Origin of the sequence: Natrarchaeobius versutus, from assembly GCF_041205745.1 — an archaeon.
Lineage (GTDB): Archaea > Halobacteriota > Halobacteria > Halobacteriales > Natrialbaceae > Natrarchaeobius > Natrarchaeobius versutus.
In genome coordinates, this window is record NZ_JBGFCC010000003.1 from 116642 (window position 1) to 137824 (window position 21183).

At 62.0% G+C, this 21183-nt stretch carries 19 protein-coding genes; 12 read left to right on the plus strand and 7 right to left on the minus strand.

Features of this window, described 5'->3' with window-relative positions:
• The first annotated feature begins 1057 nt into the window (after positions 1-1057).
• A complete protein-coding gene (locus AB7C87_RS08610) occupies positions 1058-1906 on the plus strand; it encodes an ABC transporter ATP-binding protein (protein WP_369729026.1) in 849 nt (282 codons plus the stop codon).
• Positions 1906-3219: an ABC transporter permease gene (locus tag AB7C87_RS08615; protein ID WP_369729027.1), complete on the plus strand. Its 1314-nt coding sequence runs from the start codon at positions 1906-1908 to the stop codon at positions 3217-3219. Before AB7C87_RS08610 ends, AB7C87_RS08615 begins: the two co-directional genes overlap by 1 nt.
• Positions 3220-3250: 31 nt before the next feature.
• On the opposite strand, the gene AB7C87_RS08620 is transcribed toward AB7C87_RS08615, so the two are convergent.
• Together AB7C87_RS08620 and AB7C87_RS08625 are read right to left on the minus strand one after the other, a co-directional pair.
• Positions 3251-3823 carry a DUF5518 domain-containing protein gene (locus tag AB7C87_RS08620; RefSeq protein WP_369729028.1) on the minus strand — a complete coding sequence of 191 codons (573 nt, stop codon included), beginning with the start codon at positions 3821-3823 and terminating at the stop codon, positions 3251-3253.
• 112 nt (positions 3824-3935) lie between these two features.
• Positions 3936-5084 carry an AI-2E family transporter gene (locus AB7C87_RS08625; RefSeq protein WP_369729029.1) on the minus strand — a complete coding sequence of 383 codons (1149 nt, stop codon included), beginning with the start codon at positions 5082-5084 and terminating at the stop codon, positions 3936-3938.
• Positions 5085-5236: 152 nt separating this feature from the next.
• Here AB7C87_RS08625 and AB7C87_RS08630 point away from each other — a divergent pair, with 152 nt between their 5' ends.
• The 4 genes from AB7C87_RS08630 to AB7C87_RS08645 all read left to right on the plus strand — a co-directional run bounded on the left by AB7C87_RS08630 (position 5237) and on the right by AB7C87_RS08645 (position 9002).
• Positions 5237-6631, plus strand: a complete 1395-nt coding sequence (locus tag AB7C87_RS08630; protein WP_369729030.1) for a thiamine ABC transporter substrate-binding protein — start codon at positions 5237-5239, stop codon at positions 6629-6631.
• Positions 6632-6731: 100 nt separating this feature from the next.
• Positions 6732-7091, plus strand: coding sequence for a hypothetical protein (locus tag AB7C87_RS08635; protein WP_369729031.1), 360 nt, complete (start codon positions 6732-6734; stop codon positions 7089-7091).
• A gap of 259 nt (positions 7092-7350) precedes the next feature.
• Complete coding sequence (gene tnpA / locus AB7C87_RS08640) at positions 7351-7731, plus strand: IS200/IS605 family transposase (RefSeq protein ID WP_369729032.1); 381 nt, start codon at positions 7351-7353, stop codon at positions 7729-7731.
• Positions 7728-9002 (plus strand): RNA-guided endonuclease InsQ/TnpB family protein, encoded by a 1275-nt coding sequence (locus AB7C87_RS08645; RefSeq protein ID WP_369729033.1) that lies wholly within the window; start codon positions 7728-7730, stop codon positions 9000-9002. The genes tnpA and AB7C87_RS08645 overlap by 4 nt, the downstream gene beginning before the upstream one ends.
• Before the next feature lie 120 nt (positions 9003-9122).
• On the opposite strand, the gene AB7C87_RS08650 is transcribed toward AB7C87_RS08645, so the two are convergent.
• Both AB7C87_RS08650 and AB7C87_RS08655 read right to left on the minus strand, forming a co-directional pair.
• Positions 9123-9620 (minus strand): hypothetical protein, encoded by a 498-nt coding sequence (locus tag AB7C87_RS08650; RefSeq protein WP_369729034.1) that lies wholly within the window; start codon positions 9618-9620, stop codon positions 9123-9125.
• A 254-nt stretch (positions 9621-9874) separates the two neighbouring features.
• Positions 9875-11053 carry an aspartate kinase gene (locus AB7C87_RS08655; RefSeq protein ID WP_369729035.1) on the minus strand — a complete coding sequence of 393 codons (1179 nt, stop codon included), beginning with the start codon at positions 11051-11053 and terminating at the stop codon, positions 9875-9877.
• Positions 11054-11287: 234 nt separating this feature from the next.
• Here AB7C87_RS08655 and AB7C87_RS08660 point away from each other — a divergent pair, with 234 nt between their 5' ends.
• Together AB7C87_RS08660 and AB7C87_RS08665 are read left to right on the plus strand one after the other, a co-directional pair.
• Positions 11288-11728, plus strand: coding sequence for a hypothetical protein (locus AB7C87_RS08660; RefSeq protein WP_369729036.1), 441 nt, complete (start codon positions 11288-11290; stop codon positions 11726-11728).
• A gap of 122 nt (positions 11729-11850) precedes the next feature.
• On the plus strand, positions 11851-12219 hold the full coding sequence (locus tag AB7C87_RS08665; RefSeq protein WP_369729037.1) for a hypothetical protein: 369 nt from the start codon (positions 11851-11853) through the stop codon (positions 12217-12219).
• Here the strand turns inward: AB7C87_RS08665 and AB7C87_RS08670 are convergent.
• Positions 12212-13822, minus strand: coding sequence for a DNA-directed DNA polymerase II small subunit (locus AB7C87_RS08670; RefSeq protein ID WP_369729038.1), 1611 nt, complete (start codon positions 13820-13822; stop codon positions 12212-12214). The genes AB7C87_RS08665 and AB7C87_RS08670 overlap by 8 nt on opposite strands.
• A gap of 273 nt (positions 13823-14095) precedes the next feature.
• On the opposite strand from AB7C87_RS08670, the gene AB7C87_RS08675 reads away from it, so the two are divergent.
• On the plus strand, positions 14096-15085 hold the full coding sequence (locus AB7C87_RS08675) for a S24/S26 family peptidase (RefSeq protein WP_369729039.1): 990 nt from the start codon (positions 14096-14098) through the stop codon (positions 15083-15085).
• A 33-nt stretch (positions 15086-15118) separates the two neighbouring features.
• On the opposite strand, the gene AB7C87_RS08680 is transcribed toward AB7C87_RS08675, so the two are convergent.
• Both AB7C87_RS08680 and AB7C87_RS08685 read right to left on the minus strand, forming a co-directional pair.
• Positions 15119-15577 (minus strand): hypothetical protein, encoded by a 459-nt coding sequence (locus AB7C87_RS08680; RefSeq protein ID WP_369729040.1) that lies wholly within the window; start codon positions 15575-15577, stop codon positions 15119-15121.
• Positions 15578-15721: 144 nt separating this feature from the next.
• Positions 15722-17602, minus strand: a complete 1881-nt coding sequence (locus AB7C87_RS08685) for a cell division control protein Ccd6 (protein ID WP_369729041.1) — start codon at positions 17600-17602, stop codon at positions 15722-15724.
• A 1062-nt stretch (positions 17603-18664) separates the two neighbouring features.
• Between AB7C87_RS08685 and AB7C87_RS08690 the strand changes: the two genes are divergently transcribed.
• Genes AB7C87_RS08690 through AB7C87_RS08700 form a run of 3 tightly spaced genes read left to right on the plus strand, consistent with a single transcriptional unit; the run spans position 18665 to position 20908 of the window.
• A complete protein-coding gene (locus AB7C87_RS08690; protein ID WP_369729042.1) occupies positions 18665-19303 on the plus strand; it encodes an Era-like GTP-binding protein in 639 nt (212 codons plus the stop codon).
• A gap of 6 nt (positions 19304-19309) precedes the next feature.
• Entirely contained in the window at positions 19310-19711 is a 402-nt protein-coding gene (locus AB7C87_RS08695; protein ID WP_369729043.1) for a DUF2073 domain-containing protein, read from the plus strand.
• Positions 19712-19732: 21 nt separating this feature from the next.
• Complete coding sequence (locus AB7C87_RS08700) at positions 19733-20908, plus strand: OapC/ArvC family zinc-ribbon domain-containing protein (protein ID WP_369729044.1); 1176 nt, start codon at positions 19733-19735, stop codon at positions 20906-20908.
• Positions 20909-21183: the final 275 nt, after the last annotated feature.

Consider the following 21183-nt stretch of genomic DNA (forward strand, 5'->3'; position numbering starts at 1 on the left):
GTGCAACCGCGACCCGAGTGGCGGTTGCGCTGGAAATGACTGATAGGAAACCTATGGGGCCGGGGTGAATCCAAACCGTCGCCTCGAGCCACTCAACGGGTGAGATGATTATTCGCTTCGCATTGGAAAACGAGGAGCCATTATCGATTGGGTCGAAGAACGGAACGAACTTCGGGTACTGGAACTCGATACTCGAGACACAGTATGTCGGTAGTACGATCAATTTTGGCCCTGATGCGGTCACTGGACGCGCAAACGGAAACACCGAGGTAACTCACAGGAGAAAAACACTTACACAGCCATTTAATGTAATCTGAGATGTGTCGGAGAACGTCCCTGACCCTGATTGGTACCGGAACAGCGGCGTGGTGTGAAGGGTGTCTTTCGGTAGAAGGGGCGGGCCTCGTCGATTTCGTGTTACTGAACTTTACCCACGACACTCAGCGGGTTGAAGTCACCATCACCGATGAGGATGGAGCGGTCGTGTTGGAAAACGCCTACGAAATCGAAGAGCGGTTAGCTATAGTAGCCACTGAACGTCAATGCACACCCGATCGCCAGACGGATCGGCGATCGGTGTGTGAATCGTTTCAGTTGTTACTATAGTGGAGGAGGGAGGGCAATCGAGGAAAAGGGGTTTGCGGAGGCGACCAACGGAGAGACGCTCGACGTTGGCGTCTCACTCTCTGGCGGGGAAACGGAAGAGGGCGTGTTTCGAGTGACGTGTAACGAATCGGAGAGGGCTGATGACGTTTTCTACGCCGAAATACGCGAAACCCACGATGGGGACCAGACACGCTTCGAATTTCGACAGTCAACCTGCAGTAGCGGTCTCTGACGAGATTATTACATCAACGATTCCGTATCTTTCACGAACGGAACGGAAATTCGTGAACCGCCTCGGGGTCAAGCTACGAGTTGTGTCGCTACGTCCAACGAGCATCCGAGGTATCCGACCGTCGAAGTCGCACTCGAGAACCCGCGGGACGGCCACTCGCGAACGCTCGAGGCGAGCGACGGCTGGAAGCTTTTTCCCCGCCTCCGTGGTCGGACTCCCATGGCGAGTTCGGACGTCGCAGTCTCCCTCGAGAACGTACGCAAGACCTATCAGCTGGCCGAACCCGTCCACGCACTCGACGGCGTCTCCCTCGAGGTTCCGCGGGGATCGTACACGGCGATCATGGGCCCGAGCGGGTCGGGTAAGTCGACGTTGATGAATCTCGTCGGCTGTCTCGACACGCCGACGGAGGGGGTCGTCGTCGTCGACGACAGAGACGTGACCGCCTTGAGCGGGAACGATCGGACCGCCCTCCGCGGGGAGCAGGTCGGCTTCGTCTTCCAGACGTTCAACCTGATGCCCCGGCTCTCGGCGCTCGAGAACGTCGCACTCCCCCAGCTATTCCAGGGCGTCGGCCGCCGGGAGCGACGCGATCGAGCGCGGGAACTTCTCGAGCGGGTTGGCCTCGGCGATCGGACGGACCACTTGCCGAACGAACTCTCGGGTGGCCAGCGCCAGCGGGTTGCGCTCGCACGGGCGTTGGTGAACGATCCCGCGCTCGTGTTGGCCGACGAGCCCTCCGGGAACCTCGATACCGAGACGGAGGCTGACGTCCTCGATCTCTTTGCGGAGTTTCACGCCGCCGGGACGACGATGGTCGTCGTCACCCACGAACGCCACGTCGCCGAGCGCGCCCAGCGGATCGTCCACCTGCTCGATGGCCGAATCGAGCGGATCGAGGAACTCGAGGGCGTCGGCGAGCCGAGCGATCCGGGCACCGGGATGGGCTCGCATCTCGGGGACGGTCCACCCGACACCGGCGCCGGTTCGGCCGGATCGGACGCCGACGCCCAAACCCAGACCGAGGCGAACCCGGACTCGGAGTCAGGCTCCGAGGACGATGGATAATGGGGCCGCTCGAGCACGCCCGTCTCGCCTGGCGGTCGATCCGCGGCCACAAACTCCGGTCGGCGCTGACGACGCTCGGCGTGATCATCGGCATCGCCGCGGTGATCGCGTTCGTCACGCTCGGCGCGAGCCTACAGGCGGGGGTCATCGGCGACATCAGCCCCGACGATCAGCGCAATCTCTACGGCTGGGCGGCCGAGCCGGATACCGAAGGCGGTCCGCTGGCGGGCGCCCAACCCGTGGTTAGTCAGGAGGACCTCGAAGAGATCGAGGAGTTCGAGGAGGTGGCGGCCGCGTACGGCTACGCAACTGTTCCAACGCAAGCCGTCTCGGACGGCGACGAACAGGTTGCGTTGGGCGATGGGCTGGTTGCGACGGGACCGTCGTACGTCCGTGACGGGGAACTCGCGGAGGGACGGAGCTTCGAGGCGGGCGAGCGCGAGGCGGTGCTCAACCCGGCCGCCGCCGAACAGTTCGAGGAGAACGTCACCGTCGGTGACGAGTTGATCGTCACGACCGTCGGCGGCGGCCAGACGAGCGTCGAGGTCGTCGGGATCACGACGACCTCCGAGGGGTTGAGCCCGTTCGAAGGATTCGAGGCGTCGCCGCGGATCTACGTCCCGACCGACCCGTACTACGCCGAGGGAGTGGCCGACGTCGGATTCGGCGACGGGGCCGAAAACGGGGCGGACGACGACCTCGAGACTGGAGCGAACGACGACGATGACGACGTTCGGTATCTCGCCGTCGTCGTCGAGGCTCAGTCGGCTGAGGATGTAGACGTCGACGACGCTCGCGACCGGGCGATCGGCTACCTCGAGAGCGAGGAGGCAGATGCAAGCGAGTTCGTCGGCGACGAGGACGACCTCGAGGTGACGTTCCAGACCAGCACCGAGTTACTCCAGCAGTTACAGGACGTCCTCGAACTCTTACAGAACTTCATCGTCGGCATCGCGGCGATCTCCCTGCTCGTCGGCTCGATCGGCATCGCGAACATCATGCTGGTGAGCGTCACCGAGCGAACCCGCGAGATCGGGATCATGAAAGCTGTCGGCGCGCAAAACCGGGAAGTTCTCGGATTGTTTCTGACCGAGGCGGTGATCCTCGGCGTCGTCGGCGCCGTCCTCGGGACCGCCCTCGGACTGTTCGCGGGCTATCTGGGGGCGCTGTACGTCGACCTTCCGCTCGTCTACCCGCTCGAGTACGTCGCTCTCGCGATCCTGGTCGGAATCCTCGTCGGCGTCCTCTCGGGGCTGTATCCGGCCTGGCGGGCGGCCCGTACGGATCCGATCGACGCGCTTCGGTACGAGTGATCGCGCCCGCCACGCCCGAAGAGTACGCCGCTTACTCGTCTCGAGGGCGTTCGTCCCGCCCCTCGAAGCGGTCGTCACCCTCTCGCTCCCGGTCCTCGCGCCACCGCGTCGGTTCGCTCGAGTCCTCGGCCCGGTCGTCCCGGCCCGCTCGAGAGCGAGGAGGGGACTCCCTCGGCCCTCGCCCGTCTCGGTCGTCTTCGCCCATGCCGATCGTTCGGCGAGTATTGGTTCGTTTCTCGGGATACTCGTTCGCGAGGTAAGCGCCCAAATACCCACCGAGAAGCGCCACACCCACGGTATAGACGAGTAACGCCGTCGTCCCGATGACGATGAGAAACAGGAGAAACACGAACCCCCCTGCCGGCGCACCCGAGACGCCGAAGCCGAGGCCGAGAAAGAGAAACGCCACGGTCGCCGTGGCGGCGATTGGCAGGAAGGTGATCGCTCCCGCCAACGCGCCCACGACCGCCCCCTCGCGCGTATCCGGCCCCTCGAGAAAGCCCGCTACGGCGCCGCCGATGACGGTCGAAAACGGGATAAACGAGAGGACGACCCCGACGACCGCACCGATCACCGCGTGAATGAGCGTTCGGCTACTGACCATAGCGAAACGAACGACGAGCAGGCAGAAAAATGTCTGTGCTTCGAAACGCCACGAGGAACCGTGATCGCGGAAGACTGAGCGCGGAACGGCGAATTGACGAGGGTGTAAGCGATCAGTGCTCCGCCGACGGGGAACCCGACTCCTCGTACGTCGCTTCGGTGTCCGGTTCGGAGACCTCGGTGTCCGATGTGCGTTCGAGCGACTGTGTGGCGGAATCGTCGGCGTCCGGATCCAGCAGATCGGCGACGTCGGCGTCGCCGTTGACCTCGTCGGCGAGGAGGTCGACGGCCTCGACGAAGACGGCGACGATCAGCGGGCCGACGACGATGCCGATCACGCCGAGCGTGAACAGACCGCCAGTGAAGCCGACGAAGTAGAGACTGCCGGGCAGTCCCGCCGAGCGACGTGCCAGCCGCGGGCGAACGGCGATGTCCGGGAGCCAGGCGACCAGTACGATCCCGAGGACGCCAACCAGAACGGCGGCGACCAGTTCGCCCGAAACGACGTGATAGCCTGCGATCGGCAAAACGAGCAGGCTCGGTCCGATGATCGGCACGAACTGCAAGATCGCCGCGATGAGCGCGAGGGTAAACGGAATCTCGTAGCCGAGCGCCCAGAACAAGGGGTAGGCGATGAACAGCGTCGCGACCGAGGTCGCAAGCTGTAACACGTAGATCGCGTACAGCGTCTCCCGGGCTCGCGTCGCAAGCGCGTCCACGATGTCACGGTAGCCGTGGGGGACCGGCGCGATTGCGGCTCGAGCGGCTTCGTCGCCTTTGAGCACGAGCGCAAACAGCAGGATAACGAAGAGCGCGAACTTGATCGCGAGGACGGGGAGCGCGGAGAGAAGTGAGATCGTCGCGCTCGTGAGGAAATCGACCGCGAACGTCTGTACCTCCGCGACGTCGATCATATACGTCACGTCGAAGGCGGCGATCGGAATCTCGGGCGGAAGTCCCTCGACGATGTCGACGATCTCGTCGACGTTTACGTAAAGCGTCAGGATGATCGGCGAGAAGACGGCGACGACGACGACGAAGCCGACGCCGGTTGCCGCGGCGGCGCCTGTCCACTCGGTAAACCCGCGTCGGACGAACCAGCGCTGGACCGGCATCAACACGTACGCGGCAGTCAACGCGAAGAGGATCGTTCCGAGCACCTCGAGTAAGATGCCGGCCGTCAATACTCCCAGGGCGGCGACGATGGCGGCAAGCGCGTACCGGCGCGACCGAGTCCCGTTCGTGGCTCCGTTCGATTCCACGGTCGTGACTCACACCGAACGAGGAAAGTCTTTTCCGACGAGAAGAGATCGATCGGGTTCTCACGATCTGATCTCGATCGGTGGGTCGCGTCCGAATCGGGAGCCAGCGAAACGCCACGACGCTTAAGCCCGTTCGTCGCAACATTCGAACGATGAGACGACGGAGCTTCGTCCGCGGCGTCGGCGCCGGGTCGATGGTCGCCCTCGCCGGATGTGCGACTCGCGAAAACGGGGACGAAGACGAAACGGGAGACGACCCCGACGAGGAGCCACTGGAGGAAGGCGTCGAAGACGACAGCGCTCTCCGCGTGGTAACGTACTCCTCGATGGTTGTCGACGAGACCTCGGCCGGCCGGTGGCTCGCGGAGGCGTTCGAAGCCGAATTTCCCGACGCCGAGATCGACTGGGTCGTCCCCGAAGCGGGGATCGAAAACTACGTCCAGCGAGCCCGTCTCGGCGCCGAAATCGACGCCGACGTCTACCTCGGGCTAACCCTCCCCGAACTCGTTCGGGCCGACGAAGCCCTGTCGGAGCCGCTGTTCGAATCGCTCGAGCGAGACCGTCTCGAGAACGACGATCGAATCAGCGCCGACCTCGAGTTCGGGGATCCCGACGGTCGGGTGCTTCCGTACGACGTGGGCTACGTGAGTCTCGTCTACGACGAAACGGTTCTCGAGCCGCCGGAGACGTTCGAAGACCTCCTCGAGGCGGAGTACGAGGACGCCCTGTTGGCACAGGATCCACGACGGTCGGCGCCCGGACGGGCGTTTCTGCTGTGGACGATCGCGGCGTTCGGGGACGAGTACCTCGAGTACTGGGAGGAGCTCTGGGAAAACGGCGTCGACGTGCGTCCTCGCTGGACCGACGCATACGTCGACGGCTACCTCGAGGAGAATCGGCCGATGGTCGTCTCCTACTCGACCGATCGCATCGGCGCGAACCTGACCGACCGAAACCTCGATCGCCACCAGGTCGCAACGCTCGAGGGAGAGGGCTACGAAAACGTCGAGGGGGTCGCCATCTTCGCCGAGACCGAACGGCGCGAGCTCGCCTACGAGTTCGTCGACTTCGTCTTCTCGAGCGAAGCCCAGGCCGAGATCGCCGTCCGAAACGCCCAGTTCCCCGCGATCGAGGACGAGTACCTCGGTCTCGGCACGGAGTTTACCGCCTTCGCACGCCAGCCGGAAGAGCCGGTCCGTTTCACGTACGACGAGCTTCGAGAACAACTCGCCGGCTGGCTCGAGGCCTGGGACGACGAGTTTGGTGAACAGTTGGAGGACGCACCTGTCGGAGAAACCGACGACGCGCCACCAGACGAAACCGAGGGTGAAAACGGCGGAACCGACGACGGCGCGGACGACGGCGAACCGGGCGACGGCGAGATCGACAACGGAACTGAGGGCGAACCGGGTGACGAGAGGGATGATGGAACTGACGACGGCGCCGACGACGGCGAAATCGGAGGCGACGAAACCGGCGACGAATCGAATGGCGCCCCAGCGGGAAACGAAACGGCTGACGACGAAGTCGAGACGGACGCCAATTGACCGGGCACCGGCTTCCGCGGTGGAAACACCTCCCTTCGCTCGAGGTGGTGGTGATATCGCAGTGCAGATTTAAGGACGGGAACGTGGTACGTCGCCGCGCATGGAGTTTGGACGACTACTCAGCGGCGATCCATCGAAGAGCTCGAAGCTCTACCTCGCGATCGGCCTCCTCTCGCTCGTCAAGGCGATCGCGGTACGCAACGATCGAGAGCGATTCCGGCGCGAGCTACTCGACGCGGGATTGTTCATCGGCGTCGGGATCGCCCTCCGAAAGTACAGCCAGCTCAAAGCCCAGAAACGTGCCGAACTCGAGTCCCAGGTTCCGGACTGGCTCGCTGGATCGGAAGCCGACTCCGGCGAACCGACGCTCCAGTCGTTCGCGAAACGGCAGTTCGGTCAGCGCTCCGAGGCCGAGCCGACGATCAGAGACCGCGCCCGCGGAATCGTCTCGAGTCTATAACATCAGTACTGTCGACCCCGCGATCCGTCTGGGGTCGCTGGGTCACAGTTATCGTAACAACTGCAACGATTTACGGAAAATTCGAGGCGAAAGCCTCGCCCTTCAGGGGCATGGCGAGAGCTTCGCTCTCGCTGCAACCGAAAAGCTTCGCTTTTCGAGGACGGGGATGAAGCCGACCAACAGTATTCCACCGCCGACGATGGCATAGACGGGGTTCCAACGCGATTTTTAAGTCATCTGACTGTGATAGTGTGCATAGATGGTAAAGAGTACCCGTCACGCGAAATACGAACTCTACTACCACATAGTGTTCGCGCCGAAGTATCGGCGTTCGCACCTGACGGGGAAGACGAAGGAACGTCTCGGAACCATCTTCGCGGAAATCTGTGAAGACAAGGGCCTCGAACTGGCCGAGTCCGAGGTCATGCCCGACCACGTACACCTGTTCATCGGGAGTCCACCGAAGAACGCCCCGTCACTCATCGTCAACTGGGTCAAGGGCATCTCCGCCCGCAAGTACAATCAGCGGTACGACGACCGCGTGAAGTGGACTCGCTCGTACTACGTCGGGACGGCGGGAAGCGCATCGAAGGGCGCTGTCGAACGTTACATCGCTGAACAGGAGGGAGGGGACGCATGAAGCGCGTCAACACCTTCGAGGTCGTCCCCCAGACCGAGAACGACAAAGAGTGCCTGCTACGGCTACTCGACGCTTCCGCCTCCCTGTGGAATGAGCTGACCTACGAACGTCGTCAGAACTACTTCGGTGACGGTGACGTGTGGGACACGTCCGAGTACCGTGGGCAGTACAACGGCGTCGTCGGAAGCGCGACCGTTCAACAGGTCACGCGCAAGAACAGCGAAGCGTGGCGGTCGTTCTTCGCCCTCAAGGAGAAAGGCGAGGACGCCAACCCACCGTCGTACTGGGGCAACGAGGAGGACGGACGCGAACTCCGCACCTACATCCGATGCAACCAGTACACGATTCAGTGGGGCAAGCGTAGTCGTCTCGAAATCCCTGTCGGGCAAGAACTGAAAGACGAATACGGATTCGGCTACCACGAACGACTCCGCCTCGAAGTCCGAGGCAACCCGAAGTGGGACGGCAAACAGGGTCGTCTGGAACTTGAGTACGACGAGGTGAGCGACACGTTCAGGGCTTTTCAACCAGTCACCGTCGATGATTCTCGACTGGATTCACCACTGGCTTCGGAAGAAGCCGCCCTCGACGTTGGCGCGAACAACCTCGTCGCCTGTTCCACGACCACTGGGAACCAGTACCTCTACGACGGGCAGGTGTTGTTCGGACGGTTCCGCGAGACAACTGACGAAATCGCCCGTCTACAGTCGAAACTCCGAGAGGAACACTACAGTTCCAAGCGGATTCAACGACTGTACCGACAGCGGACGAAGCGCCGTGACCACGCACAGAACGCGCTGGTACGCGACCTCGTTGAACGGCTACACGACGAGGGCGTAGCGACGGTGCACGTAGGCGATTTAACCGACGTGCTTGAAACGCACTGGTCGGTCAGGGTGAACGAGAAGACGCACAACTTCTGGGCGTTCAAGAAGTTCATCCACCGTCTCGAGTGTGTCTGTGAGGAGTACGGCATCTCTCTCGAAGCCGAGTCGGAAGCGTGGACGAGTCAGACGTGTCCCGAGTGTGGCGACCACGAGGAGACGGTTCGCCACGGAGATACGCTGACGTGTCCGTGTGGATTCGAGGGGCACGCCGACCTCACGGCGTCAGAGACGTTCCTTCGAGAAAACAGCGATACGGAAGTCAGGCCGATGGCACGGCCCGTGCGATTCGAGTGGGACGACCACGATTGGTCGGGGAAACCACACCCTCACGAAAGTCCCAAAGAAGTGCGCACAAACCCGCAAGTTGCCTCCGTAGGTCGGTAGCCGAACCCCCAACAGAGGAATCCTCGCGCTTTAGCGCGGGGAGGATGTCAAACACTGGTCACCGGTGTGTCTGGCGATCAGGTGTACAAGACCTGCAGTGGCTACTAAGCCCAGTCCGTCCTAGAGCGTCAACTCGAGTCCCGCACCGAGCCAGCTAAACTCACTCGCCAGCCCGTCCCCGAACGCGTCGTCGCCGATCCGTTCGGGTGTCGGGTCGGGTCCGACGAGTTCGAACCCCGACGCCGAGCGGTCGTCGGCGCGCTCTGTTACCCGCTCGCCGTTCGAGTCGGAAAACGGGTCTCCCACGCCCCCGCCCGACTGAACCGTTACCGTAGGCTCGCCGACGAGCACGGCGTTAGTCTCGTCACCGAACTCCACGGGTTCGCCGACGGCCGGCTCTCCCAGCGGATCGGGCGACCCGTCGAATCGGTCGAGGTCGGCGAACAGTTCCTCGAGGTCGTCGTCGGTCGCATCGATTTCGTCGTCGGTCGTCGGATCGTGATCGCCGCCGGCCTCGAGGAGTTCGTCGGGCGATTCGACGCCAGAGAGTGCGAGGATCGCGTCGGGATCGGGATCGACGTCCTGAAACACTTCAGTTACCGTGGGTTCGGAACTCATACCGACGACGACGGAACGGTCGTCCTTCGTTACGAGGACGTTTCCGCTGGACAAGGGCCTGATTACCACCGGATTAATTACAGATTCAGGATGCGTCGAAACGGTCGGATATCGACGGGATTTCCTCCGAAGGGGCGAATTAGTGACGGAACGCCGATACCGAATGCTATCAGTCTCGACCGAACGCTTGGCGATTGCAAAGGTCGGTCGACGATGCTCGAATGATACGCTCCGGAAGCGAGAGTTGAGACGCCTTAAAAGAGGTCCTGTGTCAACTCGAGTGTCTTCTCGCGGTCGTCCCAGTCGACGAACAGAGCGACGCTGGTCGCGCTCGTGACGACGTCCTGTAGGTGGATGCGTTCTTCCGCGAGCGGGCTGATGATGTCGTTGACGATTCCCGGCTGGTTGGGGAGTTCGCCGCCGGTAACCCGAACGACGGCGACCGGCGAGTCGACGGTAACACTCGAGAGCGTGTCGTGTGCGATGACCTCGCGGTGGAGGATGTTTTCGGCGCGTTCGGCCTCTTCCTCGTCGATGTAGAACGTAATCGTATCCATTCCGCTCGCGACCGCGTCGACGTTGACGTCGCTCTCGCTCAGCGCCTTGGAGAGGTCGTAGAAGACGCCGGGCTGGTTGCGGATCGCGCGCCCGGCAACGGTCAAACAGGCAAGCGGTCGTTCACGAAGGTCGACGAGATTCTTGAACTCCCCCTCGATGCTCGTCCCACCCGAGAGCAAGTCGCCGTGTTGGTAGTGGACGACACGGACGTTGAGTCTGCCGTCTTTGTACGAAAGTGCCGACGGGGCCACGACCTCCGCACCGCGAAACGAGAGGTTTCTGAGTTCGTCGACGGAGATTTCGCCGACGTTGCGAGCGCCCTCGACGACCCGCGGATCGCCGGTCATGACGCCCTCGACGTCGGTCACGATGACGACCTCGTCGGCTTGCATGTACTTGCCCATCATGACGGCAGTCGTGTCACTGCCACCACGGCCGAGCGTCGTGATCGAGCCGTCCGGCCCCTCCGCGAGGAACCCGGTGAGAACCGGAACCGTCTCGTCCATCGACTCGGCGATCTCGAGTGCGCGTTTCTGGGTCTCCTCGACGTCGACCTCGCCGTACTCGTCGGTGATGACCGGCCACTCCGCTTTGCCCGGCTCGAGAAACTGGGCCTCGATCCCGCGAGCCGCGAGTGCGGCTTTGAGCATCCGAACCGACGTTCGCTCGCCCATGCTGACGATCTGAGCGCGGTCGGCTTCGTCGGTCTCGAAGGTGATGTCCTCGAGCAAATCGTCGGTCGTCGACCCCATCGCACTCGCGACGACCGCGATTTCGTGGCCATCCTCGACCGCCGCCGCGACGGAATCAGCGGCGCGGTCGATGCGTTCCCCGCTCCCGAGACTCGTCCCGCCGAACTTGGCTACGACGCGCATACTGACACCTCACGGCGTGGCTGTGATCGTGTACCGATGTCCGAACTCATACTCGGTTCGTTACCAGAGCGGGCAGATAACTGTGTCCCATTGGACCGGCGAAGACTTCCGTATCGACACCCCGAGATGCCAACGGAGTCGACAATCACCGAACGCGATACGTCCCGACGCGGCCGGGAGTCGGACGCCGCCGCGGCCGGGATTTATATTCACGCGTGGCATTACCACACGACGATGAACGTACGGGACGCACTCGAGGCCGACGCCGACGCACTCGCGGCGATCGCCGACTCGCCGACCGACGTGATGCGGAACCTCGTTCACGATCGGACGGTCCGCGTCGCCGAAGACGGGACGCACGATCCGAACGCCGACGTCTCGAGTTCGCAGTACGACGGCTCGGATCCGGAGGATCTGCTCGGGTTCATCAGCTTCGACGCGCGCGAGGATACGGTTCACGTCACCCAGATCGGCGGGACCGCCGAGGCCTGCAAGCGGCTCCTGGCCGAACCGGTCCGATTCGCCGAACGCGAATCGATGGCCGTCGAACTGCTGGTGTCGCCAAACGGCGACACCGTTCGAGACGCGGCTGATACGCTCGGGTTCGAACGAACGGGGCGTGGACCGCGGTTCGACGGCGCCCAAACCGAGCGGTTTCGGCTGGAGCCAGAGTGAATGGCGACCCCCGACGCCGTCGATTCGTCGAGACGGGCTCTCTCGTCGGTCTGGCGCGCGCTCGAGCGACGTGTCGCGAATCCCCTCTTTCGCCGCTGTTACGATCGCGATGTCACTGGCTGGTGAGTCGTCGCCTCCTGCTCCTCTCGTACGTCGCCACTCGAAGCGGGAACCGTTACACGTTCCCGGTCTCCAACCGCTCGATCGACAGACACCCGACCGTCCTCACGCCGCGGTCGGAGACGAACTGGTGGAAGAACTTCCGTGACCCTCACGAGTGCGTTCCGTCTTCGCGGGAGGGAACTCCCCGCGCCACCGGAGAGGTCGTCGGCGACGACGACCGCGAGACCGTTACCTCGGCGTACCTCGAGTCGAGTCGCCTGATGCAATTCGCGTTCGGTTCTTACGAGGTCGGATCGGGCCGAACCGACGACGTGAGACCGCGTCTCGTGGCCGTTCGATTTCGACTCGAGGCCGACGTCCTCAGCTGAACTTCTGGACGGTGACGTCGAGGGTATCGAGGTCGACGATGGGGGCGTAGCCGGAGTCGGGGTCGATGTTGACGGACTTCTGGAAGTCGGTCTGGGCCTGCCAGCAGCCGGAGTTGATCGCGAGCACGTTGTGGTACTTGCCGAAGCCGAGCTTGTGGACGTGTCCGGTGTGGAAGATGTCCGGAACGTCCTCGATGACGAGATAGTCGCGTTCCTCCGGGGCGAGACGGGTGTGCCCGCCGAACTGTGGCGCGACGTGGCGTTTCTTCAGAAGCTGGTACATCGCCTTGTGTGGGTCGTCGTAGCTCGCTTTCTCCTCGGGGAGTTCGGCGATCACCTCGTCGAGTGAGACGCCGTGGTACATCAGCACGGAGACTCCCTCGAGCGTCACTGTCGACGGGTTGCTCACGATCCGGGAATCGTGAGCCGACATGATATCGCGGAGATTCTCGTCGAACCCCGGCTGCGGTTCCGCGAGTCGCACCGCGTCGTGGTTGCCCGGGATCATGACGATCTCGATGTCACCGGGGACCGACTTGAGGTGTTCGTTGAACGCCTCGTATTGCTCGTAGATGTCGACGATCTCGAGTTCCTCGTCCTGATTCGGGTAGACGCCGACGCCCTCAACCATGTCGCCGGCGATCAGCAGGTACTCGATTCGTTCGGCCTCCTCGGTGTAGAGCCAGTCGGCGAAGGCGTTCCAGGCGTCTTCCATAAATTCGTCACTGCCGACGTGGACGTCACTGATCAGCGCCGCCTGGACGTGGCGATCGGCCGTCTGTGGCTCGCGAGTCCGGGGAACGTCCGGGAAGTACATCGAGTCGACGAACGCGATCCCCGCGTCGTCCGACAGCGTCCCCTCCATCGCTAACACTTCGTCACAGAGCAGTTCTTCGACCAGATCGGCGTACTCTCGATCTTTCATCACCAGCCAGGGGAACGTCCCCGTGGCGTCCTCGAGTTCGATCAGCCAGTGGCCGCTCGCGGTCGAGCGAACGTCGTTGACCAGCCCCACCATTCCCGCCTCGCTCCCGCCCGGCATGCTCTGGATCGCCGTCGCCGGTCGGTGGTTGACCCGCCCCTTCAGCTTCGAGCCGAGTCGCTCGAGACGATCGCGAAACACCGCCACGAAGTCGTCGTACTCGCCCGTCCCCGTACTCTCGCCGGTCATGTCGCCTTCGATCTCGAGCGACCGCAACTCGGGGTCGACCGATCGGTTTCCGGTAGACGGCGGCTGGTTGCTCTCCGGCGAAGAGTGTGCCGGCGATCCGTCTCCATCGGACGACCCCTTCGTTTCAACTGGAGAATGAGAACCAGATTCGCCTGCAGTGGCCGGTTCCGTTCCAGTTGAAACAGAGGGGTGTTTCGGGTTCGAATCTCCGGTCCGTGACGCTCGGTCCGCCGACGGCGATTCCATCGAGAGCGCCGTCTCGACGTGGTCGGTCCGAACGACAAGCGCGTCGTCGGCGACGTCCTCGACGACGCGTTCGAGGATGGCCGCCGGGTTCTCGGCGGAGGCGATCAACGTGACGGCCTCGCGCTCGGCGTTGTAGCCGCGGCTCGTCAGTTCGTCGACGACCCGGGCCGCACCCTCGAGTGGCACACTCCCCACATCGGCGACCGGACGAAAAAAGGGTAGCGAAACGACGGCCGACGACTCGTCGGGCAGACGGGCAGACGTACAGAGGGGCGAGGTCCGCCGAGCCACCGGAACGGTGAGCGTCGACGTCGAAGGCGCCGAAAATCACGGAACGAAATCGGGGTCGACGAGAGGACCGCAACAGGGGTTGGGCGCCGAATCGTTCCGGAGTTATCCGCGCTCAACGCGGTTCGACGAGGGGAACCTTGATTGCACGTCCCGGCAAAATGCGGGACGATGAGCGGTCCCCACTCCGGCGATTCAGGCGGAGATTCGGATACCGGGGATTCCGGTTGGAATTCCCACGATTCGACGCGGAACACCGATCGTCCGGGAGAACCCGACGACGGCGCCGCGGCGAGTGAATCCACTGGCGCAGACGCGGACGAACCCACTGGCGCAGACGCGGACGAACCCACTGGCACAGACGCATCGAGCGACGACGCCACGAGTGACGTGACGATCGAAGACGACGGAATCGTCCGCTGGTTTCTCGACACCGAAGACGGAACGGTCGTCTTCGTCCGGGACGTTCTGAGTAGCGTCGCTATCGTCGCCGTCATCGCGCTGATTCTGTTCGGGATCAGCGGTATCTGGCCGCCTCTGGTCGCGGTCGAGAGCGGAAGCATGGAGCCGAACATGGAACGTGGCGACCTCGTCTTCGTCGTCGCGGACGACCGATTCGTCGGCGACGAGTCGATCGACGGAACCGGCGTCGTCACCCTCGAGAACGGCGAGAACGGCAACCACGAGAAGTTCGGCCAAGCCGGGGACGTGATCGTCTTCAAACCCGACGGAAGCGACCATCGCACGCCGATCATACACCGGGCACACTTCTGGGTAACGGAAGACGAAAACTGGGTCGACACCAAAGCAGAGCCGGAGTACGTCGGCGACGCCACCTGCGACGACGTGCCGACCTGTCCCGCCCCACACGATGGGTTCGTCACGAAAGGTGACGATAACCCCGGCTACGACCAGTACCGCGGCGGCGCCCAAACCAACGTCGTCTCCCCCGACTGGGTGACCGGTAAGGCGATGGTTCGCGTCCCGTGGCTCGGTCACGTCCGGCTGTTTTTCGACTCGCTTCTCGGCGCGACGATCGCTCCACTCCCCCACGGCACAGGGGTCGCACTCGCCTCGAGCGTTCTCGGCGCCGGAAACGCCGCATCCCTCGGCGTCGCCGGCGTCGCTGGCGTCGGATACGGACTCAGTCGGCGGCGGTGACCGCGAACTCAACGTCCGCTCGTGCTCTCGAGGTCAGCCCTCGGTCGTAATCTCGAGGTGCAAATCGTCGCCGTCGGAGAGTACGTACTGCGTCGGATCCACCTCGTCGTCGTCGACGAGAAACGTCAGTTCGGTTCCCGGATCGCGTCCGTCGTAGACGGCACCGTCGTAGGTGACGATGTCAGCGCCGCTCGCGTGTTCGTACGCGAAGTACGGGAGGGCGTCGATCCCCTCGGCGAAGGTCACCGGTTCCTCGCCCTCCATGTACCAGAAGTCGTCTCCCTCGTGGAGGTGAAACGCCAACGAGTAGTTGTCCGCGTGTTCGGCCTGAAACCGATCCTCGGAGAGATCGACAGACGATCCGTCGATCACGACCTCGATCTCTCCGAACCCGAGGAGTTCCGGCGGCCCGTCGTGTCGGTCATCGGCGAACAGACAGCCGGAGAGTCCAGCGACACCGGCGACCCAGACGATGACCGTCCGTCGTCTCATACTCGAGTGAACTCACCCCATCAATATTGGCCCGTCGATGATTCCAGCAGCGCTGGAACGGGCGGTGACGACGCTCACGCAGGCGGAGTCAACACCGAAACCGACGAGAAACGAAGGACGTGGGCAAAGGACGGTTCCGAGCGATCAGTTCTCGAACCGAGCCTGGACGAACGGCTGGACGTCGTCGATATCGGAGAGCCGAGAGTCAGAAAGCAAGACGGCTTCGGTCTCCTCGAGTGGCACCGAGAGGCTGATCTCCTTGGTCCGGCCGTATCGCCCCTTCGAGACCACGACGGCGTTGACGATGCCGAGCATGTCGAGTTCGCTGATGAGGTCGGTGACGCGCCGTTGGGTCAGGACATCGGCGTCGATCTCCTCACAGAGGCGCTTGTAGATGTTGAACACCTCGCCCGTGTTGATGCTGTGAACGCCGTTTTTCTCGAGGAGCATGATCGAGAACAGGACGAGTTTGCTCTGGGTCGGTAAGGTGCGGACGACCTCGACGACGCGATCGAGTTCGATCTTGTCCTGGGCCTGCCTGACGTGTTCTTCGACGATCGTCTCGGACTGGGCCCGTTCGGCGAGTTCGCCGGCGGTTCGAAGCAAGTCGAGCGCGCGTCGCGCGTCGCCGTGTTCCTGGGCAGCGAAAGCCGCACAGAGCGGAATAACGTCGTCTGAAAGCACCCCGCCTTTGAACGCCACCTCGGATCGATGCTGGAGGATATCGCGCAACTGGTTCGCGTCGTACGGCGGGAAGACGATCTCCTCTTCGCCGAGCGAGGATTTGACGCGCGGGTCGAGAAAGTCGGTGAACTTCAGATCGTTCGAGATACCGATGATCGACACCCGCGAGTTCTCGAGTTCGGAGTTCATCCGCGAGAGGTTATAGAGGGTGTCGTCGCCGCTTTTCTCGACGAGTTTGTCGATCTCGTCTAGCATGATGACGACGACTCGCTCGTCGTAGTCGACAGCCTCGAAGAACACGCTGTAGACGCGGTCGGTCGGCCATCCCGTCATCGGAACCTCCTCGAACGACTCTCGATCCTCCTCGAGCGACTCGATTCGGGTCTCGACGGCCGCTTTCGAGTCGAACGGCGTCGATTCGAGTGGATGATCAGGGGGAAAGTCGGCGTCGTCGCCCTCGTGATTCCCGTCCGTCTCTCCGTCCACGGTCGTGATGAACTGATCGGCGTCGGCGGCCTCGCCCGTCCGCTCGCCACCGCTGGGCTCGCCGACTTCGGTGGAATCGTCGGCCGATCGACTATCCCCCTCGTTTCGAGTCGGAGACCCACTCGCCCCCAACCCCCCTGTTTCGACTGGAGAACCGCCATCAGTAGGCCGATCGGAGTCTCCAAGCGAATCAGTCGAACCGGACGTGACAGGAGACGTATTCTCGCGATCGGTTCCGGCTTCGGGTCCGCCCGAGCGACCCTCCGCGTCCTCGATCGGGAATTCGAATAGATCGGAGTCACCGTCGGGAGAGCTGGAAGACGGATCGGACGGACGCGACCGATCGTACTCGTCGACTGCGTCCAGAAGGGACTCTAGCTCGTCGACCCGGTCGTCGATTCGACGTTCGTTCTTCTCGATGAACTTGTTCGCCAGTTGCGCGAGTACGCGATACTGCGTATCGGTGACCTCACAGTTTATGTATTCGACGTCACACGGAACGCTGTACTTCTGGGAGGTGCTCTCGAGTTCCTTGCTGACGAACTTCGCGCTGGCGGTCTTTCCGGTTCCGGTCTTTCCGTAGATGAGGATATTCGAGGGCGTCTCACCGCGAAGTGCCGCCACCAGAATCGTCGCCATCTTGTTGATCTGGTCGCTTCGATGGGGGAGTTCGTGTGGCGTGTAGGAAGGGCGAAGGACCTCCTTGTTTTCGAAGATCGGTTCGCCGCTGAGGAGATCGTCGAACAACCCTTGGTTCGACTCCTCGTCGCCGAGCTCCGTTGTGCCGAGATCCGTGGAAAACCCACGCGTCCCGTCGATTTCGTTCGACCCGGTGTCCATATCGTCGTCTGACATTCGTCGTACACGCACCCCCTTGTTTCGTGTGGAGACTCGAACCCGAAGACGCGATTATGCGGGTGTAGATAGGGAAACACAGCCAATCTACGAGAGTATCGATCGAGTTCGAATCCAGTTGATGCAAACGAACCAGAGGAACACATGGATAATAAATTCTTCCCTTCAATTCAGGATAATCGAGGAAATACGATCCGTATCACCCCCTTCGTTTCGACTCGAGACCGATTTCTGCCGTGGGAAACCGGTCGATTCGATCCGAAGACCGATATCGTATGCGAAGCCCCGCGGGAAACGTCTCGAGAGAACGCAGGAGTCGAACTGGATGGAGTCGAGTGCAGTGAGATGGAAGTGAAGCGAGGTGGAGTGAGACGTGTGGATCGGTTCGAGTGATCGGTTCCGCGAGTCCTGAGTGGTGAGGTTCGACCAACCTTCGAGAGTCGACAGTAGTTCGACGGAGATGGAGCGTCGATGCAAGTGATATTCTCGGGGAACCCCCCCACCCCTTCGTTTCGAGTGGAACGCGACGAGAGACCGGGTGGGAACGAGGGTATCTGATCTAGGAGGTTTTATTTAGGTGGAGTAGAAACAATATCCGCAACACTAGCAAAATAGTGTTGTTACTAGAGTGGTTTAGTTTTATTGCTAGAGAGTACTAGATTTGCCCGTCTCAAGTCGAAGAGTTACTAGACATCTCGATACTGCCGATTTCGGTCAGTAGACCTTCCATCTCCTTCGATCCACGTCAGTTCACCTCGCTCAGCGTCCTCGACCGAGTTCTCGAGTCCGACGGGTTCGGCGATCTCCACACGAAACGAAGGGGTGGGGGTATGTCTGTCGGGTCAGTTTCGGATCTGTCTCCGAACCATATCGGTCACGAACTATCCTTACGAATCGACGTGCTCGTTCTCCCCACACCTCTCGGGGGACCGACATCCGATCGAATATTTCGTTAGGATCGACGCTCTGTTTTGTCTGAGAATCAACTCGTTTGACGTAGGCTTAAGTGAGTTCGGTTCAGTAGTACGCGCAGACACACCCCGTGTGCTGGAGGCCCTAACGATGGGACTGTTCACAGAACTCAAAGATAGTATCTCTCGGGTTACGGACCGCCTGTTCTCCGAACAGGAACCCAAACGAATCGGTATCTATGGTCCACCGAACGCTGGAAAGACGACCCTCGCGAACCGGATCGCTCGAGACTGGACTGGCGACGCGATCGGGACGGAGAGTCACATTCCCCACGAGACTCGCCGCGCGCGCAGGAAAGAAAACGTCGAGATCGAACGCAACGGAAAGACGGTGACGATCGACATCGTCGACACGCCTGGCGTGACGACGAAAGTGGACTACGAGGAGTTTACGGACGAGATGGAAGAAGACGACGCGATCCGTCGTTCCCGCGAGGCGACCGAGGGCGTCGCCGAGGCCATGCACTGGCTTCGCGAGGACGTCGACGGCGTTATCTACGTCCTCGACAGCGCGGAGGATCCGATCACGCAGGTCAACACGATGCTGATCGGTATCATCGAATCTCGCGATCTCCCGGTTCTCATCTTCGCGAACAAGATCGATCTCGACGACTCGAGCGTCAAGCGGATCGAGGATGCATTTCCACAGCACAAGACCGTCCCCCTCTCGGCGAAAGAAGGCGAGAACATGGACGAAGTGTACGAGAACATCGCGGAGTACTTCGGGTGATCTTCGATGCCAACAGCAACTAACGCCGACGACTCCGATCCCACGGACGGCATCCAGATCGACCTGATCAGCGGCGAGCGCATGGAGAACATGGCGACGATGGAGAAGATCCGGATGATCTTAGACGGCGTCCACGACGGAAACATCGTCATCTTAGAGGAGGGACTGACGCCGGACGAAGAGAGCAGGCTCATCGAGACGACGATGGCGGAGATCAACCCCGAGAACTTCAACGGAATCGAGATCGAAACGTATCCAAAGTCGGACGGCGGGGATTCCTCGCTTCTCGGCCGAATCATGGGCGGCGACGGACCGGAGGCGAAACTGACCGTGATCGGCCCGGCAAACCGGATCGAGACGCTTCACAAAGACGAGACGCTCATCAGCGCCCTCGTCTCTCGAAGCTAATATCTACACCACTCCGAACTAATGCCCCACGAATGCACGAACTGCGGCCGGACGTTCCCTGACGGCTCCAAGGAGATGCTGTCGGGATGTCCGAACTGCGGCGGAAACAAGTTCCAGTTCACCCCGTCGACGTCACGTGATACCGACGGCTCGAAAGCCAGTACTGAGTCGACGGACGCCGCGACCGGGGCCCAGCCCCCCTCCACTTCCGGTGGAACCGACACGGACGGAACCGACACCAGTAGATCCAACAGCGGCCGAACTGATGCCGACGCAATCGACAGCGGCCGAACTGATGCCGACGCAATCGACAGCGGCCGAACTGATGCGGACGACGGGACGAACGGATCGGATTCGGTAGCTACTGACTGGGTTCCGGCAACGGAGACGACCGAATCAAAGCCCGCTTCGCCTCGAGAGGCGTCTCCTGCGAACCACCTCGAGAAGTCGGACGTCTCGGATCGGGCCTGGCCGGAGACGGCGCGTCGCCCGGAGGATCGAACGGCCGGTGAGTCGGAGCCTTCGGAGCCTTCATCAGCACAATCGGACGGCTCTCCGTCCACACAACCGGACCGATCTCTGTCCGCACAGTCGGACGACTCTCCGTCGCCGAGTACGTCCTGGACCGACAGCGGTTCGACCACGTCCGACGACTCGAACCGATCGGAAGACCGAACGGCCACGCTCGCGGAATCGGAGGAATCAGCTCAGGCGGACGCGCGGAGTGAGATTATTTCGAAGGACGACTTGCCACCCGTCTCCGAGCGTTCGTCCGCCGACCGACGGAACGGCGAGGCGGGTCGTGGCGAGTCGACCAGCACGGCGGGTTCGACGCCAGACCCTTCGGCAACTCCCGCCTCGACCGACTCCGAGGAAGCTACCGACATCGCCTCCGAGGGAGCTACCGAGGTCGACTCGAGCGTCGACGACGCCGCGGAGGCCGAATCGGTGTCGGACTCCGGTGACACTCCCGATCACGGACGTGTCGTCAGCGAACCGTCGGGCGATCAGCCATCGATCGAGGAGCTTCGAGCCGAACTCAACGAACAGTTCGAGAGCATCAAGATCCTCAGCCCGGGCCAGTACGAACTCAACTTGATGGAACTATACAATCGAGAGGAGTACATCATCTCCCTCCAGGAGGACGGACGGTACGTGATCGACGTCCCAGATTCGTGGCGGGACGCCGAGGACTGAGACGGACCGCCGTCCGCGGTTCCGTACTCGCCATTGAACGGAAACCAGTCTCTCGCCCGATTCGATCCGTTTTCACGGTTCGCCGCGAGTCGAACCGCGTCAGCCTCCGCGTTAATACCCTCTGTTTCCTCTCGAGACGAAGATAACCCCTTATCTCACTTCCAAGTGGATTGTATGGGTTTTCCACCTGAAATAGTGGGGGTTTGTCCGACGATACCACTGTCCGAACGAAATCGTCGGTCGACCACCCATCAGAAATAATTTATTTCTCGTCA